Here is a 14634-nt window from a genome sequence, read left to right as displayed (position 1 = left end):
CTGCGGCAATGCCTGCTGGCGCGGTGTCGAACACGGGGTCCACTTCGATCTTGCGGAAACGAACTGTTTCCCCCGCTGTAAATTGAAACTTTTATTAGTTCCCCTCTTCATAATCAAAATTCACGTGGGGTGGAAGGGTGGGATTTTCGGCACTTGAGGATGAATGGCCACGATTCGTACTCGCCGGTAAGTTGGCTCATTTCGACAGCACGGCCCGGCCGCGGGAGCGGCCGGGCCGTGCTGGATCCCAAGGTGCCGGGATGGGGCACTCGGCGTAGAACGTCGCGTCCGCCCTGGCGAGCGCCGTGTCGGCGGGCTGGGTGCAGAGCAGGTAGTCGTAGTGCCGGAGGTAGCGGCCGGCGCCGCTGTACGACTCGAACGAGACACCGGAGGCCGTGTCGGCGAGGCCCGCCCTCCGGTGGTCGTTGGATGCGGTGACGGGATCTTCGGGTGGGGGTGGAGGGGTGGTCATCCGGCCACAGGAAGCCCCGCCGTCCGCAGGACCCTGCGCTCGGCGTCGACCGCGAACACCTCGCACCCCGCGCGCGACGCGGCCCACTCGACGCCCTCCGCGCCCATCGCGAACGCCGCCGTCGCCGTCGCGTCCGCCTCGGTCAGCGACGGCGCCACGACGGTGACGCTGAGCAGCCCGGTGGCCGGACGGCCGGTGCGCCCGTCGAGGATGTGGTCGCCGCGTTCGTAGCGTGCGGAGGTCGCGACCGCGCCGTCGGTGATCTCCAGCACCGTGCACAGCCGGTCGGCCCGCTCGGGATGGCGTACGCCCACCCGCCAGGGACCGCCCGCGGCCACCACGTCACCGCCGGCGTTCAGACAGAACCGGGAAGTCCCCCGAGCGCTGAGGAGGTTCGCGGCCCGCTGTACCGACCAGCCCTTCACCATCGCGCAGGGATCCAGGCCGCGGCCGGGCAGCCGCACGTCGAACGCGCCGCCGGTCGCGACCCGGTACTCCTCGCACAGGCCGAGGACCTCGGTCAGGTCCGGGCTGAGCTCGTGGGGGGTGAGCTCACCCCGGCCGAGGCGGGACACCTCGCTGTCCGCACGGAACGGGCTGAAGCGGGCGTCGACCTCGCGCAACCACGCGAACACGGGGTCCGCGGTCTCCTCGGACGCGCTCTCGTCGTCGATCCGCAGCGAGACCGGGAACCCCATGACCTGTTCGACGCGCCGCATCCCGCTATCCCTTCGCGTCGAGGGCGGCCTGCAGCGACGTGACGTATCCGTCGCTGGTGATCGTGGCGCCGGACACCGAGTCGATGTCGGCGCTCTGTGCCTGGAGCGTCTCCTGGATCAGCTTCGGCACGGCCGCCGTGGTCTGCGGGTGGTTCGGCTGCTGGAGCATCCGCACCGAACTGATCTTGTCGCCCTCGAAGGTCACCTCCACCTGCACGGCGCCCTTGGATGTGTTGACGGTGGACCCCTGGACGACCCGGACGACCTGGGAGGCCGCGGGCGACGAGGGCGACGAGGACGACGAGGACGACGAGGACGGGGAAGGTGCCGAAGAAGAAGACGAAGACGGAGTCGAGGCGGGCGCGGCGACCTCGGTGATCGTCGTACCGCTCGACGGTGCGTAGCGCCACAGCGGGATCAGACCGGCGATGGACAGGGCCACTACAGGCAGTGCTCGTTTCACGGTGTCTCTCTCATCCCGCCAGGCTGAAACGCTCGAAGTGGATCTGCGGCTTGGGCACGCCCAGGTCGCGCAGGGTACGCAGCACCGCGCTCGTCATGGCGGGCGGCCCGCACACGAAGACGTCCCGTTCGGCGACGTCCGGCACGAGCCGCGCGAGCTCGCGCGGCGCCAGCTTGTCCGGCGTGGCCGGTCCGGTCACCACGTGCAGCTCGGCGCCCTTGGCGTACGCGAGCTCCCGGAGCTCGTCGAGGAGCACCGCGTCCCGGTCCGTGGCCACCCGGTAGATGAGCACGACATGGTCGTGCAGGTCCTCCAGCAGCGCCCGGATCGGGGTGATGCCCACGCCGCCCGCGACGAGCAGGGTTTCCGAGCGGGTGCGGTGCAGGGTGGTGAAGGCGCCGTAGGGGCCCTCGGCGAAGACCCGCGTGCCCACCTTCAGGTGCCGTAGGGCCGCGGTGCCCTCGCCGGCCGTCTTCGCGGTCAGCCGCAGCCGGTTGCCGTCCGGGGCGGCCGACAGGGAGAACGGGTTCGCCTGCCACCAGCGGTCCTTGGTCAAGAACCGCCACAGGAAGAACTGCCCCGCCCGCGCGGGCAGCAGGTCGAGGTCGCGCCCGGTGACGTAGATCGAGACGACGTTGTCGGACTCGGGGACGACGGCCGAGACCCGCAGCTGGTGGCGCAGGTTCCGCCACACCGGCAGGACCACCCGGCCCAGGAACACCGAACCGAGCGCCACGCCCCACAGGCCCCACCAGTAAGCGGTGGCCGCGGACGAGGTGGTGAAGGTGGTGCCCACCGCGACCTGGTGCGTGAAGGCCAGCACCACCGCCACATACGTGTAGAGGTGGATGAAGTGCCAGGTCTCGTAGGCCAGCCGGCGCCGCGCGAAGCGCGCCGACACCCCGCCGATCACGAGGATCAGGGCCAGCGCGACGATCGCCCGCAGCACGCCCTCGGTCGTCGTGGCCAGCTCCACCAGCTCGTCCCAGAAGTCCGCCGGCCGCGCCGCCGCACCCGCGTAGCCGAGGGTGATGAACAGCGCGTGCGACAGCAGTGTCCACAGCAGGCCGAAGCCGACCCAGCGGTGCCAGGAGGTCAGCCGGTCCATGCCGATCCGGTGATCGAGCCACGGCAGACGGGCGACCAGCAGCAGCTGGAAGGCCATCAGGAGCGCCCCGTACAGGCCCGCCAGCCGGCCGAGCATGATCAGGGTGTCCGAGCCGGGCCCGGCCTGGAGGAAGAACACGGTCACGACGGCCGCGTTCGCGGCCAGCAGGGCGTACAGCCCGGTGCGGGCCACCACCTTCGGGCGTATCACCGTCGGGGGCGGCTGGACACGTTCGACAGTGGTCACGGAGAGCAACTCCTCGTTCGGGTGTGGGGACACCGAGCCTGCCCGGTGGGAGCTGTCGTTTTCCTGTCGCTCAACTTTCAAGTTTTTATCGATGTGGATCAGAGATGTCGGCGGCTATGGCGTCGGCGGCCACGTCACGCACTATGAGCAGGTGGAAAAAGTGCGCCTCCTGGTCGTGGACGACGACCCTCCCATCGCCGACCTCGTCGCGACGGTCGCCCGCTACGAGGGCTGGGAGGCGATGACCGCGTACTCCGGAGAGGACGCGCTGCGCCGGGCCGCCGAGTTCCACCCCGACATCGTGGTGCTCGACCTGATGCTGCCCGGCCTCGACGGGTTCGCCGTCCTCGACCGGCTGCGGCAGTCCGGGACGATGGTGCCCGTCGTCTTCCTCACCGCCCGCGACGGCGTCGCGGACCGGGTCGCCGGCCTGACCCGAGGCGGCGACGACTACCTCGTCAAGCCGTTCGCCGTGGAGGAGCTCATGGCGCGGCTGCGGACCGTCCTGCGGCGCGCCGCGGGCCCCGGCTTCCAGCGCTCCGTGCTCCAGGTCGCCGACCTGACGATGGACGAGGACACCCGGGAGGTACGCCGCGCCGACCGGCTGCTCACCCTCACCCCGACCGAGTACGAGGTCCTGCGCTACCTCATGCGCAAGTCACCGACCGTCCTCACCAAGGCCCAGATCCTCGACCACGTGTGGGAGTACGGCTTCGGCGGCCGCTCCAACGTGGTGGAACTCGTCGTCAGCCGGCTGCGCCGCAAGCTCGACGGCAACGGCGAGACCGACAGCGGCGAGTCGCTCATCCACACCGTGCGCGGCGTCGGGTACGTGGTGCGGCAGGTCGCCGAGTGAGCAGCCCCGGGACCGGCGGTGCGCTGCGCCGTCTGCGGGGCGCCTACCGCCGCACACGCCTGGGCACCCGGCTGGCCCTCGGCATCGGCGTGCTGTCCCTCGTCGTGTTCGCCGTCGTCGGCACGGCCCTGACGACGTACATGAAGGAGTACCTGGAACGTCAGCTCGGCGAGCAGATGAAGCTCGTCCAGGTCACCCAGTCCAAGGACGCCCAGGCGCACGGCATCGTCCAGCGGCGGCCCTACTACGGCTGGTTCACCGCCGTGTACGACGTCCAGGGCCGTACGGCGGTCCTGCGCAAGCCCGCCGACGTCCCCGCCGACACCGCCGCGCTCACCGCCGTCGCCCAGGCGCTGCCGGACGGAGGTGACGCGCACCTGCTGCGCACCGCGCACATCGCGGGGGAGGGCACGTACAAGCTGCGTGCCTGCGAGGTCGAACCCGGCGTCGTCCTCGTCACCGCGGCGCCCATGCGGGACATGCAGGCCACCGTGCGGCAGCTGATCACGGTCCAGGTCGTCACCTTCGCGCTCGCCCTGCTCGGGCTCGTCGTGATCGGCCGGACGGTACTGCGGCGCGGGCTGAAGCCCTTCAGCGACATGGCCCACACCGCCCGCGGCATCACCTCGCACAACCTCACCGGCTCGGCGGGGCTGGAGGTGCGGGCCGGCGGTGGGCGCGGTGGACCCGAGGTCGAGGAACTGCGCACCGCGTTCAACACCATGCTGGAGCACATCGACGACGCGCTCGCCGTCCGGACCGAGGCCGAGCAGCGACTGCGCCGGTTCGTCGCGGACGCCTCGCACGAGCTCCGGACGCCCCTGATGTCGGTACGCGGCTACGCGGACCTCTTCCAGTACGCCGCGGCCAACGAGCCCGAGGAGCGCGAGAAGCACCTGGCCCGGCTGCGCGCCGAGGCCGCCAGGATGGGCGTACTCCTCGACGACCTGCTCCTCCTCGCCCGCCTGGACGCCGCCGAGGTGGAGACACCGCTGCGGCTGGAGGACGCGGACCTGACGGAACTGGCGCGGGAGGCCGCGGACGCCTTCCGCGCCGGACGAGGGGAGCACGTGCTGTCCGTGACGGCCGGCCCCGACCCGGTGCGCCTGCGCCTGGACCCCCTGCGTATCCGTCAGGTCCTCGACAACCTGCTCACCAACGCCGCCATGCACACCCCGGCGGGGACGAAGGTGCGTCTGGAGGTGTCGGCCACGGGGGCGGGGCAGGCGGTGCGCGTCGGCTCGTCCGGCACGGCGGTCGTGCGGGTCTGCGACTCCGGGCCCGGGATCCCGGCCGCCGACCAGGAGCGGGTCTTCGACCGGTTCTACCGCGTCGACAAGGCCCGCAGCCGCGACCGCGGCGGCAGCGGGCTGGGCCTCGCGGTCGCCCGCTCACTGGTCCGTGCACACGGCGGCACCATCGAGGTGACCAGCCGCCCCGGCTCGACGACGTTCACGATCCGCCTCCCCCTCCCGCCCGCGCTCCCGTGACTACGGGGGAGTACATCCGCACGGCCGCCGTCGGCTCGCTCAGCCGGTCGCTCAGCCGCTCGCGCGGACCGCGTCGCGGATCAGCTCGGCGACCACCTTCGGCCGGGACACCGCGACGGCGTGCGAGGCGCCCTCGACCTCCAGGATCGTCGCCCCCGCACGCTTCGCGCCGAAGCGCTCGACCTCGGGGTTGATCGCCTGGTCCGCGGCGGCGACCAGGGCCCAGGAGGGCTTGGTCTTCCACGCGGCGGCGGTGGCCGTCTCCGTGAACGAGCCGGCGGCGAGCGGACGCTGGGCGACCGCGAGCACCTTGGTGACCTCGGCGGGGACGTCCGCGGCGAAGACGGACGGGAACGCCTCGGGGACGATGGTGACCTCGACGGCCGGGTCGCCGCCCTCGACGGGATACGTGGCCTGCTTCAGGCTGCTGCCCAGCGGCGAGTCGGGGAAGCGCCCCTGCAACTCGCCGAGGCTCTCGCCCTCCTCGAGGACGTACGCCGCGACGAAGACCAGGCCGACCACGTTCTCCGCGGTGCCGGCGACGGTGATGACCGCGCCGCCGTAGGAGTGGCCGACCAGCACGACGGGGCCGTCGATCTGCGCGGCCACCGAGGCGATGTACGCGGCGTCGGAGGCGAGCCCGCGCAGCGGGTTCGGCGGCGCGACGACGGGGATGCCGTGGTTCTGCAGTTCCGCGATGACGCCGGACCAGCTGGCGGCGTCGGCGAACGCGCCGTGCACGAGCAGGGCGGTGGGAGTGGTGTTTCCGGACATGACTGTGTCTCCTTGGCGGTCTTGGCGGTCTTGTGGACCGGGTCAGCCGGCGTGCAGCGCGGTGTGCAGCGTGCGGGTGGCCAGCGTGATGGCGGCCTCGGCGGCGTGGGTGCCGCGCAGGGAGTTGAGCATCACGAAGTCGTGGATGATGCCCTGGAAGCGCACGGCGGTGACGGCGACGCCGGCCTCGCGGAGCTTGTTGGCGTACGCCTCGCCCTCGTCGCGCAGGACGTCGGCCTCGCCGGTGATGACCAGGGCCGGGGGCAGGCCGGTGAGCTGCTCGGTGGTGGCGCGCAGCGGGGAGGCGGTGATCTGGGCGCGGTCGGCCTCGTCGGTCGTGTACTGGTCCCAGAACCACTGCATGCCGTCGCGGCGCAGGAAGTAGCCTTCCGCGAACTGGTGGTAGGAGCCGGTGTCGAAGTTCGCGTCGGTGACCGGGTAGAACAGGACCTGCTGGAGCAGCGGGACATCACCGCGCTCCTTGGCCATCAGGGTGAGCGCGGCGGTCATGTTGCCGCCGACGGAGTCGCCGACCGCCGCGAGGCGGCTGCCGTCCAGGCCCTTGGTCGCGCCCTGCTGCACGACCCACTGCGCGACGGTGTAGTTCTGCTCGATGGCGACCGGGTAGCGGGCCTCGGGCGAGAGGTCGTACTCGGGGAAGACCACGGCGGCCTCGGCGCCGACGGCCAGTTCGCGGACCAGGCGGTCGTGGGTGTGGGCGTTGCCGAACACCCAGCCCGCGCCGTGGATGTACAGGATCACCGGCAGGGTGCCGGTGACCCCGGCGGGCTTGACGATCCGCGCGCGGACGCTGCCCGTCGGACCGCCCGGGACGGTGATCCACTCCTCGTCGACCGCCGGCTTGTCGATCTCGCCGGACTGCACCTCGTCGACGGCCTTGCGACCCTCCGCCGGGGCGAGGTCGAACAGGTACGGCGGATTGGCGGTGGCTTCCGCGAAAGCGGCGGCCGCCGGTTCCAGTACAGGCTTGACCGGCTCTACGGCGTCGGACATGGGTATCTCCTGAAGCGTTGTTCCTGGGTACGCCGGGCAATGCTCCGGCCTCGCAGCCACGCTAGAGGCGCGGTGCGGGCGCGAATGGTCCGTCAGCGCACCGCCGCTGAACTCACAGCGCCCAACGCGTCGATCACCTCAGCGGCGCCCGGCGGGCGTGCCGCGGCCGACAGTGTCCCGCCACTCGCTGGGCGACATGCCGTACGCGGCCCGGAAGACCCGGCTGAAGTGGGTGGCGCTCATGAACCCCCAGCGGTTGGCCACCGCCGCGATGGTCCGACCGCCCCGGGCCCGGATCATCAGGTCCCGGCGGCACTCCTCGAGCCGGCGCCGCTGGATCCACCGGCCGACCGTGGTGCCCTCGTCCTGGAAGATCCGGTGCAGATAGCGCGCGGAGATGTGATGGGCCCCGGCGATCGTCTCGGGGGAGAGGTCCTCGTCGGTCAGATGCAGGTCGATGAACTCCAGGATCCGGGCCCTCAGCGGTGTCCGGGCGTCGGGCGTCGCGGTGGCGTCCCGGAGCCGCTCGGCGGCGAGGGTGGCCAGCACGTTCACGGCGTTCCAGGCGAGCAGGTCGCCGACCGGTGGCCGGGACGAGGAGGCCGTGTCGGCGAGTTCCGACAGGAACGGTGACAGCAGGCTGCCCAGCCGGGACACCCGGGGTACCGGTGTCCCCGCGAGCCGGGTCACGTCGGCCGCGTCGAGCCCGAGCGACTCGTACGGCACGAGGAACACCTTCATGCGGAACCGCTCGGGGAAGTCGAGCGTCGCCGGACCGTGCGCGTCGTAGAAGCAGATGTCTCCCGGCCCGAGGAAGACGTCCTCGGGCTGCCGCGGACCGTGCGCGCCGCCCCCGCCTCGTACGCCGCTCCCACCTCGTACGCCGCTCCCGCCCCGTACACCTGCCGCGCCCCGTATGCCGACGAAGAGGTACTCGCCGCTGTCCCGGGCGACCAACCGGTGTGCCCGCCGGGCCGGGTAGGGCCGGCCCGCCCCGGGCAGCTCCGCGGGCGCCGTGCCCGAGACGACGATGTCGAGGCCCATGGGCATGCGGCACCTCTCGGTCTCACCTGTCTCATCCGTCTCACCGCGGTCGGTCCGAACGATGCTGATACTGGACGTCATCCGCCGTTGCCTCCGAGCCCTGCCGAACTGTCGAGAGGAGCGACGACGCCTCGTGGGACGGTCGTCCACTCCGCTCGGAGAGTAGGTCGGGGCAAGTTCAAAAAGAGTGACGCGGGAGTGACAGGGACTTCGTCGTGGCGGCCTCGTCGGCCTCCGCGAGCTCGGCGGCGAACGCGCGCAGCAGGGTGTGCACGGTGAAATGGCCCGGCGCGCCCTCGCACACGAGATGGGCGTCGGCGAGACGGTCGAGGACCGGCCGGGCCTCGCGGGGCGACAGACCGGCGAGCCCGGCGGCGGTGTCCGCCGCGATGCCGGGGCCGGGGTGCAGCGCCACGAGGCGGAAGAGCCGGGCGTCGCCGGGCGGCAGCGACCGGTGGGACGCGGCGAACGCGGCGCGGGCGTCGGCCGTCCCGCCGACGCCCGCGAAGGCGTCGAGGCTCCCGTGCGCGGCGCGGAGTTCGGCGGCGAGGGCCGCCAGCGGGAAGTCGGGGCGGCTGACGGCGCGCGCGGCCACGATGGCCAGGGCCAGCGGCAGCCGGCCGCAGCGTTCGATGATCTCCTCGGCCGCCCCGGGTTCGGCGGCCGGCCGCTCGGAGCCGACGCGCAGGGCCAGCGCGGCGCGGGCGTCGGCGATGGACGGCAGTTCCAGGTGCAGCGGCCGGGCCCCGGAGGTGATCAGACCGGGCAGCCGGTGACGGCTGGTGACCACGGCCAGACAGCCCGGGGCGGTGGGCAGCAGCGGGCGTACGTGCTCGGTGCGGGCAGCGTCGTCGAGCACGACGAGGACCCGGCGGTCCGCCAGCAGCTCGCGGTAGAGGTCCGTGAGCGCGGCCATGTCGTCCGGGAGGTGCCGGGGCGGTGCACCGAGTGCCACCACCAGCCCGCGCAGCGCCTCCACGGGTTCCTGCGCGGGCCTGGCGGCCGCATCGTGGCCGCGCAGCTCGACGTAGAGCTGGCCGTCCGGGAACCGAGGCGCGATCTCATGGGCCCAGCGCACGACCGACGCGGTCTTCCCGACGCCCGCCATTCCGCTGACCAGGATCGTCCCGGGCGCCTCGGAGGACGCAGTCGCCCCGGCGAGGGCGGTCAGCTCCCCGAGTTCCTCGCTCCGGCCGGCGAAGACCGTCAGGCCGGGCGGCAACTGGGCGGGCCGGGCGAGGAGTTGCACCGGTTCGGACAGCGTTGTCCTGACCGGTCGGTGCACCGGGGGCGTGGACGCGCGCACCTCCTGACGGAGCACCCGGGTGTGGGCCGCGCTCAGCTCGGCGCCCGGGGCGACCCGCAACTCCGCGTCCAGCCGGCGCCGTACCTCCTCGTACGCCGTCAGTGCCTCGGCCTGCAGTCCGCAGGCCGCCAGCACCATCACGAGCCGGGCGTGCAGGGACTCGTCCAGGGGCTCGAGGTCGACGGCCCGGCGCAGGCTCGGCAGCACGAGGCCCGCCGCGCCGCACAGCAGGGCCGCGTCGGCCGCCATCCGTGTGGTGAGCACGAGTTCGTGCTCCACGGCACGGAACAGGGCGTGCTCGCGAGCCGACGCGGGGAGCCCCATCGCCACCGGCCCGCGCCACTCGCCGAGGGCCCCGACGAACTGCCGTACCGCCACCTCGGGCCGACCGGTGGCGACCGCCCGCTTGCCCCGCAGGGTGAGCTCGCGGAACCGCAGCAGATCGATCTCGTCAGGCTCCGCGTCCAGCAGGTAGGCACCGGTGCGGCGCGGCAGACGACGGCCGGGCGCCCGGGGCGGCAGCCCCGGTTCGAGCAGCCGCCGCAGCGCACCGACATACCGGCGCACCACGTTCGGGGCGCTGGCCGGCGGACGGCTCGCCCACAGCACATCCACGATCTCGCTCACCTGCACCGGCCGCCCCGCCCGCACCATGAGCAGCCCCAGGAGGGCGCGTTGCTGCGGGAACCCCAGGTCGAGTTCCCGCTCGGCCCGCCGGACCCGCAACGGACCCAGCACCTCGAACCGCATCACCTTGTCGCACTCTGCCATGCGCTGGGGGACATGCCGTAGGCGTCCCGGAAGGCGCGGCTGAAGTGCGAAGGGCTGCTGAACCCCCAGCGCAGCGCCACGGCGGCCACGCTCGGCCTGCGGTTCGCGCTGCGGCCCAGCTCGCGCCGGCACGCGTCCAGCCTGCGCCGCCGTATCCACTGGCCCACCGTGGTGCCCTCCTGCCGGAAGAGCTTGTGCAGGTAGCGGACGGAGATGTGGTGGGCGAGCGCGATCGACTCCGGTGACAGATCCGGATCCGTCAGATGCTCTTCGATGAAGGCCTGGATCCGCGACACCGTCCCGGCGGCGACGTCCGAGGCGTCGGGGGTCTCCTCCCCGAGGAGTTGCATGACGAGTACGGCGACGAGGTCGACGGCGGAGCGGGCGAGCCGGTGGCCCGTCCTCGACCTGCGGAAGTCCCTCTCGGCGGCGAGCGCCGAGAGGAAGTTGGACACCAGCGCGCCGACGCCCTCGTCGCCCCGCACGCGACGGCCCATGATCCGGTGCAGGTCCGAGGGCGACACGCCCAGGTGACCGCGGGGCACCCGGAAGACCGTCAGCCGGCAAGGGCCGCTGAAACGCAGGTGGTCATGCCGGGCCGGATCGTGGAACACCAGGTCGCCGGGGGCCAGGAACACCTGGGTGCCGCCCCCTGTCACCGAGACCGAGCCCTGGATATGCAGTCCCAGGTGCAGGAACGCGTCGTCGGTCGTGTCCGGCAGCCGGAAGAGACGACGGACCGGTGCGGTGTCGCGTGACATCACCGAGTCGATCATGAGGACCCCCGAGGTGAGATGTCGGGCCCAGGGCCCTGACTGAGGAAATGCTCGACGTCCATGCTCGCCCCTGTGGATCGCGGGCGTCTGCGCGATCCGGGCGTTCGCGCGCGTTCAGGCGGAGCCGAGTCGTTCATCGCGTGCACGCAGTCGGGCGCGTACCTGTTCGGCGTCGGGGTGGCCGAGTTCGGTGAGCAGGACGAGGGCCGCTCGCCAGGATGCGCGGGCGCTCCCGTGGTTGCCCATCGCGAGGTAGGTGTCGCCGAGGCGGGTGAGGGTCTCGGCCTCCGGATAGGGCACCCCGAGCTCCCGGTAGAGGGAGAGCGCGTTGCGGTAGCCGAGCAGGGCGTGCGGATGGCGGCCCAGGTGCTGGTAGGCGTAGGCGATGCTGTCCCAGGTGCCCGCCTGGCCGTAGCGGTCCCCCAGGTCCTGAAGCATGGTCAGGGCCTCGAAACAGTGGCTCAGCGCCTGCCGGTGCTCGCCGAGCAGGGCGTGGTACCAGCCCACCGAGTTGAGGACGCTGGCCTGTGCGGCTCGCAGGCCGGCGCTCCGGAACAGCTCCAGGGCCAGCTGGTTGTGGCGCAGGGCACCGGGCAGGTCGCCCCGCTGCTCGCTCTCCCAGCCCAGACTTCGGTGGGTGTCGGCCCGTCCGACCGCGTCTCCCAGCCCGGTGAAGAGCTCCAGAGCGCGTTCGAGACGTGGGCGCGAGCGGTCGTGCAGGCCCAGCCTGCCCTCCGCGCGGGCCAGCGCCCGCAGTCCGCGGGCCTGCATCGCCGGGTCCCCGAGCCGCTCGGCGGCATCGAGCGCGGTCTGCTCGACGACCGCCCAGTCGTGCCAGGCTCCGCGCCGGTCGAAGAAGGGCTCGAGGGACCAGGCGAGCAGACAGGCGAGCCGGTCGTGACCGGAGCCCGCGGCCGCGTCGACGACGGCGAGCAGCCCCGCGTATTCGGCCGTGAGCCAGGCCAGCGCGGCGGTGTCGTCGGCGAGCGGCTCGGGGACGCTCTCGGGAGTGGGCGGCTCCAGCGGCATCGGGTCGTCGTGCGGGGCGAGCAGCAGACCGGCCGCGCGGGCGGTGTGCAGACAGCGCTCGAACAGCCGCCGGACGGCCGCGCCGCGGTCTTCCTCGGAGTCCTGGGTGTGGACGAGTTCGGTGGCGTGGGCGCGCAGCAGGTCGTGGAAGGCGTACCGGCCGGGAGCGTGTTCGTTGAGGAGGTGGACGCCGGTCAGCTCGCTCAGCAGCCGCCGGGTCTCGCGCACCGGACGTCCGCCGAGGGCGGCCGCGGCCGGTACGGAGAGGTCGGGGCCGGGATGCAGGGCGAGCAGCCGGAAGAGCCGGGCGGCCGGGGCGGAGACGGCGGCCAGGGACCAGGAGAAGACCGCGCCGATGTCCGCCGAGGTGTCCGGGTGGGCGAAGGCCTCCAGACTGCCGTGCGCCTCGCGCAGTTCGGCGGCGATCGCCGACAGCGTGAAGTCCGGGTGGGTGGCCGCGCGGGCGGCGACGCAGGCCAGGGCGAGCGGCAGCCCGGCGCACAGAGCGGTGATCTCGGCCACGGCCCAGGGCTCGGCGTCGACGCGCGCGGCGCCCAGCCGTCGGGCGAGGAAGGCGCGGGCCTGGTCGGCGTCGAAGGGACGCAGGGTCAGTGAGCGGGCTCCGTGCGCGGCCACAAGGCCGGACAGCTGGTTGCGGCTGGTGACGAGGGTGAGACACCCGGGGGTGCCGGGGAGCAGCGGTCTCACCTGGTCGGTGTCGCGGGCGTTGTCCAGCAGGACGAGGAAGCGACGCCCGGCCAACAGGCTGCGGTAGAGCGCGGCTTGGGCGTCCACGCCGTGCGGGACGCGCTCGGGTGGCACGCCCAGGGTGTCCAGGAACCCGCGCACGGCCTCGGCCGCGCTCATGACGGCGCCCGACGGGTCGAACCCTCGCAGATTGACGTAGAGCTGCCCGTCGGGGAAGTGGTCGGCGACCTGATGGGCCCAGTGCACGGCCAGCGTGGTCTTCCCGATTCCGGCCATGCCGCCGATGGCGCTGATCACCACCGTCTCCGCGGGCGCCTTCTCACCGGTGAGCGGCCCGAGTGCCTCGTCCAGTTCGGGTTCCCGCCCGGTGAACGTCGGCAGGTCGTGGGGGAGTTGGGCGGGGACCGGCACCGGAGGTGTCCGTGGACCGGCGGAACCCGGGCCCGTTTCCTCGGCCCCGGGGGCGACCGCGCCCGCCTCGGCCACGTCCGTCCGGGACACGTCCTTCGCCGCCGTGCCGGGGTCGTTCAGCAGTACCGTCCGGTGGGCTTCGCGCAGCTCCGGACCCGCGTCGATGCCCAGCTCACCGGCGAGCCGGGCACAGGCCTCCCGGTAGGTGCTCAGCGCCTCCGCACGACGAGTGCCGGCGGCCAGCGCGAGAATCAGCCGTGACAGCAGCGGTTCGTCCAAGGGATGCTCGGCGGCGGCCCTGCGCAGTGCGGGCAGGACCGTGCCGGGGACACCGGCGAGCAGCGCCGCGTCGGCCGCCTCCCGTACGACGGTGACGTACTCGCGGCTGAGCAGGCCGAACGCCGCGTGCGTCCGTACCCGTGCGCCGATCCCGGTGGCGACCGGCCCCTGCCACAGGGACAGCGCCTCGGCGAACAGCTTCGCGCTGCGTGCGGGCACCCCCTCCGCGGCGGCCTGCCGGGCCTGGTCCCGCAGTTCACGGAAGCGCAGGAGGTCCAGGGAGCCGCTGTCGGTGAGCAGCCGGTAGCCGCCCGCGTCCCGTACCAGCCAGCGGCCCGTCGCCCGTGCGGGCAGTCCGGGCTCCAGCAGCCTGCGCAGCGCACCGACGAGACGGTGCACCACGTTGACAGCGGTGTGCGGCGGGCTGTGCCCCCACAGCGCGCCCACGATCTCGTCCATGCCGACCGGTTGATCGGCCCGCACCAGCAGCAGCGCCAGCAGCGCCCTCTCCTGAGGACGCCCCAGGTCCAGCTCCGTTCCCGCCCGCCAGGCACGGACCGGCCCCAGAACCGAGAAGCGCACCGGCTCCAGCCCCAATTCGCCCCTCCTCAAAGAATCCCCCCAGGGATTCCACCCCAGGAATTTCGCCCCAGGAATTCCGCCCCAGGGATTGACCCTACGTCACAGCGTGTGTTACCGCGCGTCACAGTCTTCCCGGGCGGCAGGGGGCGGTCGTCATACCCGCTGCCAGTCACCGAGCCGGTGCACGGGGTCGGGGTGCTCGTGGGCGGTGTCCACGGCGATGACCGCCTCCGACGGCGGTCGTACGGACTCGGCCAGACCTTCGTCGTCGACGTCGTCGTACGCTCCGGTGGCACCGAGCGGCGCGCTGTGGCACGCGGCCGGGACATCTACGCCGTCAGCGCGCCGCTCGCGGTGGAGGCGGTCCACCGCATCCTGTCCGGCCGGACCCGCACGGTCGGTGTCGTCTCCGCCGGTGAGATCTTCGACGCGCCCGACTTCCTGCGCGCCCTGTCCCCGCACATCTCGCTCGAACTGCTCGGGCAGGGCGGAAGCCGCAGCGGCACGCGACGGCGATGAGCGGTGGCCGTGCGGGCCTGCGGATCTCCCCGCATGCTGGAAATGAGGGGGCGAGGCCACGGAGGAG

At 72.8% G+C, this 14634-nt stretch carries 12 protein-coding genes and 1 pseudogene; 3 read left to right on the top strand and 10 right to left on the bottom strand.

The window, feature by feature from the left end; all coding sequences use genetic code 11:
• Window positions 1-196 precede the first annotated feature (196 nt).
• From ACZ69M_RS35425 to ACZ69M_RS35410, 4 genes are read right to left on the bottom strand one after another with little or no spacing between them, the layout of a single operon-like run.
• Window positions 197-472: an AbfB domain-containing protein gene (locus tag ACZ69M_RS35425; RefSeq protein ID WP_470056449.1), complete on the bottom strand. Its 276-nt coding sequence runs from the start codon at window positions 470-472 to the stop codon at window positions 197-199.
• Entirely contained in the window at window positions 469-1191 is a 723-nt protein-coding gene (locus ACZ69M_RS35420; RefSeq protein ID WP_470056447.1) for an FAD:protein FMN transferase, read from the bottom strand. Before ACZ69M_RS35420 ends, ACZ69M_RS35425 begins: the two co-directional genes overlap by 4 nt.
• A gap of 4 nt (window positions 1192-1195) precedes the next feature.
• Window positions 1196-1654 (bottom strand): FMN-binding protein, encoded by a 459-nt coding sequence (locus ACZ69M_RS35415; protein WP_470056445.1) that lies wholly within the window; start codon window positions 1652-1654, stop codon window positions 1196-1198.
• 10 nt (window positions 1655-1664) lie between these two features.
• Window positions 1665-3008 carry a ferredoxin reductase family protein gene (locus ACZ69M_RS35410; protein ID WP_470056443.1) on the bottom strand — a complete coding sequence of 448 codons (1344 nt, stop codon included), beginning with the start codon at window positions 3006-3008 and terminating at the stop codon, window positions 1665-1667.
• Between the two features lie 91 nt (window positions 3009-3099).
• Between ACZ69M_RS35410 and ACZ69M_RS35405 the strand changes: the two genes are divergently transcribed.
• Together ACZ69M_RS35405 and ACZ69M_RS35400 are read left to right on the top strand one after the other, a co-directional pair.
• Window positions 3100-3864, top strand: coding sequence for a response regulator transcription factor (locus ACZ69M_RS35405; protein WP_229889185.1), 765 nt, complete (start codon window positions 3100-3102; stop codon window positions 3862-3864).
• Window positions 3861-5354, top strand: coding sequence for a sensor histidine kinase (locus ACZ69M_RS35400; protein ID WP_470056440.1), 1494 nt, complete (start codon window positions 3861-3863; stop codon window positions 5352-5354). The genes ACZ69M_RS35405 and ACZ69M_RS35400 overlap by 4 nt, the downstream gene beginning before the upstream one ends.
• A 51-nt stretch (window positions 5355-5405) precedes the next feature.
• On the opposite strand, the gene ACZ69M_RS35395 is transcribed toward ACZ69M_RS35400, so the two are convergent.
• From ACZ69M_RS35395 to ACZ69M_RS35370, 6 genes are all read right to left on the bottom strand, one after another.
• Window positions 5406-6128, bottom strand: a complete 723-nt coding sequence (locus tag ACZ69M_RS35395) for an alpha/beta fold hydrolase (protein WP_470056438.1) — start codon at window positions 6126-6128, stop codon at window positions 5406-5408.
• A gap of 42 nt (window positions 6129-6170) precedes the next feature.
• Window positions 6171-7142: an alpha/beta hydrolase gene (locus ACZ69M_RS35390; protein WP_470056436.1), complete on the bottom strand. Its 972-nt coding sequence runs from the start codon at window positions 7140-7142 to the stop codon at window positions 6171-6173.
• 138 nt (window positions 7143-7280) lie between these two features.
• Window positions 7281-8192: a helix-turn-helix domain-containing protein gene (locus ACZ69M_RS35385; RefSeq protein ID WP_470056434.1), complete on the bottom strand. Its 912-nt coding sequence runs from the start codon at window positions 8190-8192 to the stop codon at window positions 7281-7283.
• Window positions 8193-8364: 172 nt separating this feature from the next.
• Window positions 8365-10263, bottom strand: a complete 1899-nt coding sequence (locus ACZ69M_RS35380; RefSeq protein ID WP_470056432.1) for an AfsR/SARP family transcriptional regulator — start codon at window positions 10261-10263, stop codon at window positions 8365-8367.
• Window positions 10242-11039 carry a helix-turn-helix domain-containing protein gene (locus ACZ69M_RS35375; RefSeq protein ID WP_470056431.1) on the bottom strand — a complete coding sequence of 266 codons (798 nt, stop codon included), beginning with the start codon at window positions 11037-11039 and terminating at the stop codon, window positions 10242-10244. Before ACZ69M_RS35375 ends, ACZ69M_RS35380 begins: the two co-directional genes overlap by 22 nt.
• A 114-nt stretch (window positions 11040-11153) precedes the next feature.
• Complete coding sequence (locus tag ACZ69M_RS35370) at window positions 11154-14063, bottom strand: AfsR/SARP family transcriptional regulator (RefSeq protein ID WP_470056430.1); 2910 nt, start codon at window positions 14061-14063, stop codon at window positions 11154-11156.
• Between the two features lie 240 nt (window positions 14064-14303).
• On the opposite strand from ACZ69M_RS35370, the pseudogene ACZ69M_RS35365 reads away from it, so the two are divergent.
• Window positions 14304-14567 (top strand): annotated as a pseudogene (locus ACZ69M_RS35365) (saccharopine dehydrogenase); the annotation flags it as partial.
• Window positions 14568-14634: the final 67 nt, after the last annotated feature.

The sequence above is a fragment of the Streptomyces sp. NPDC107454 genome, assembly GCF_055582885.1.
Note: the sequence above shows the minus strand (reverse complement) of the source record. Positions and strands in the feature narration are given on the sequence as shown.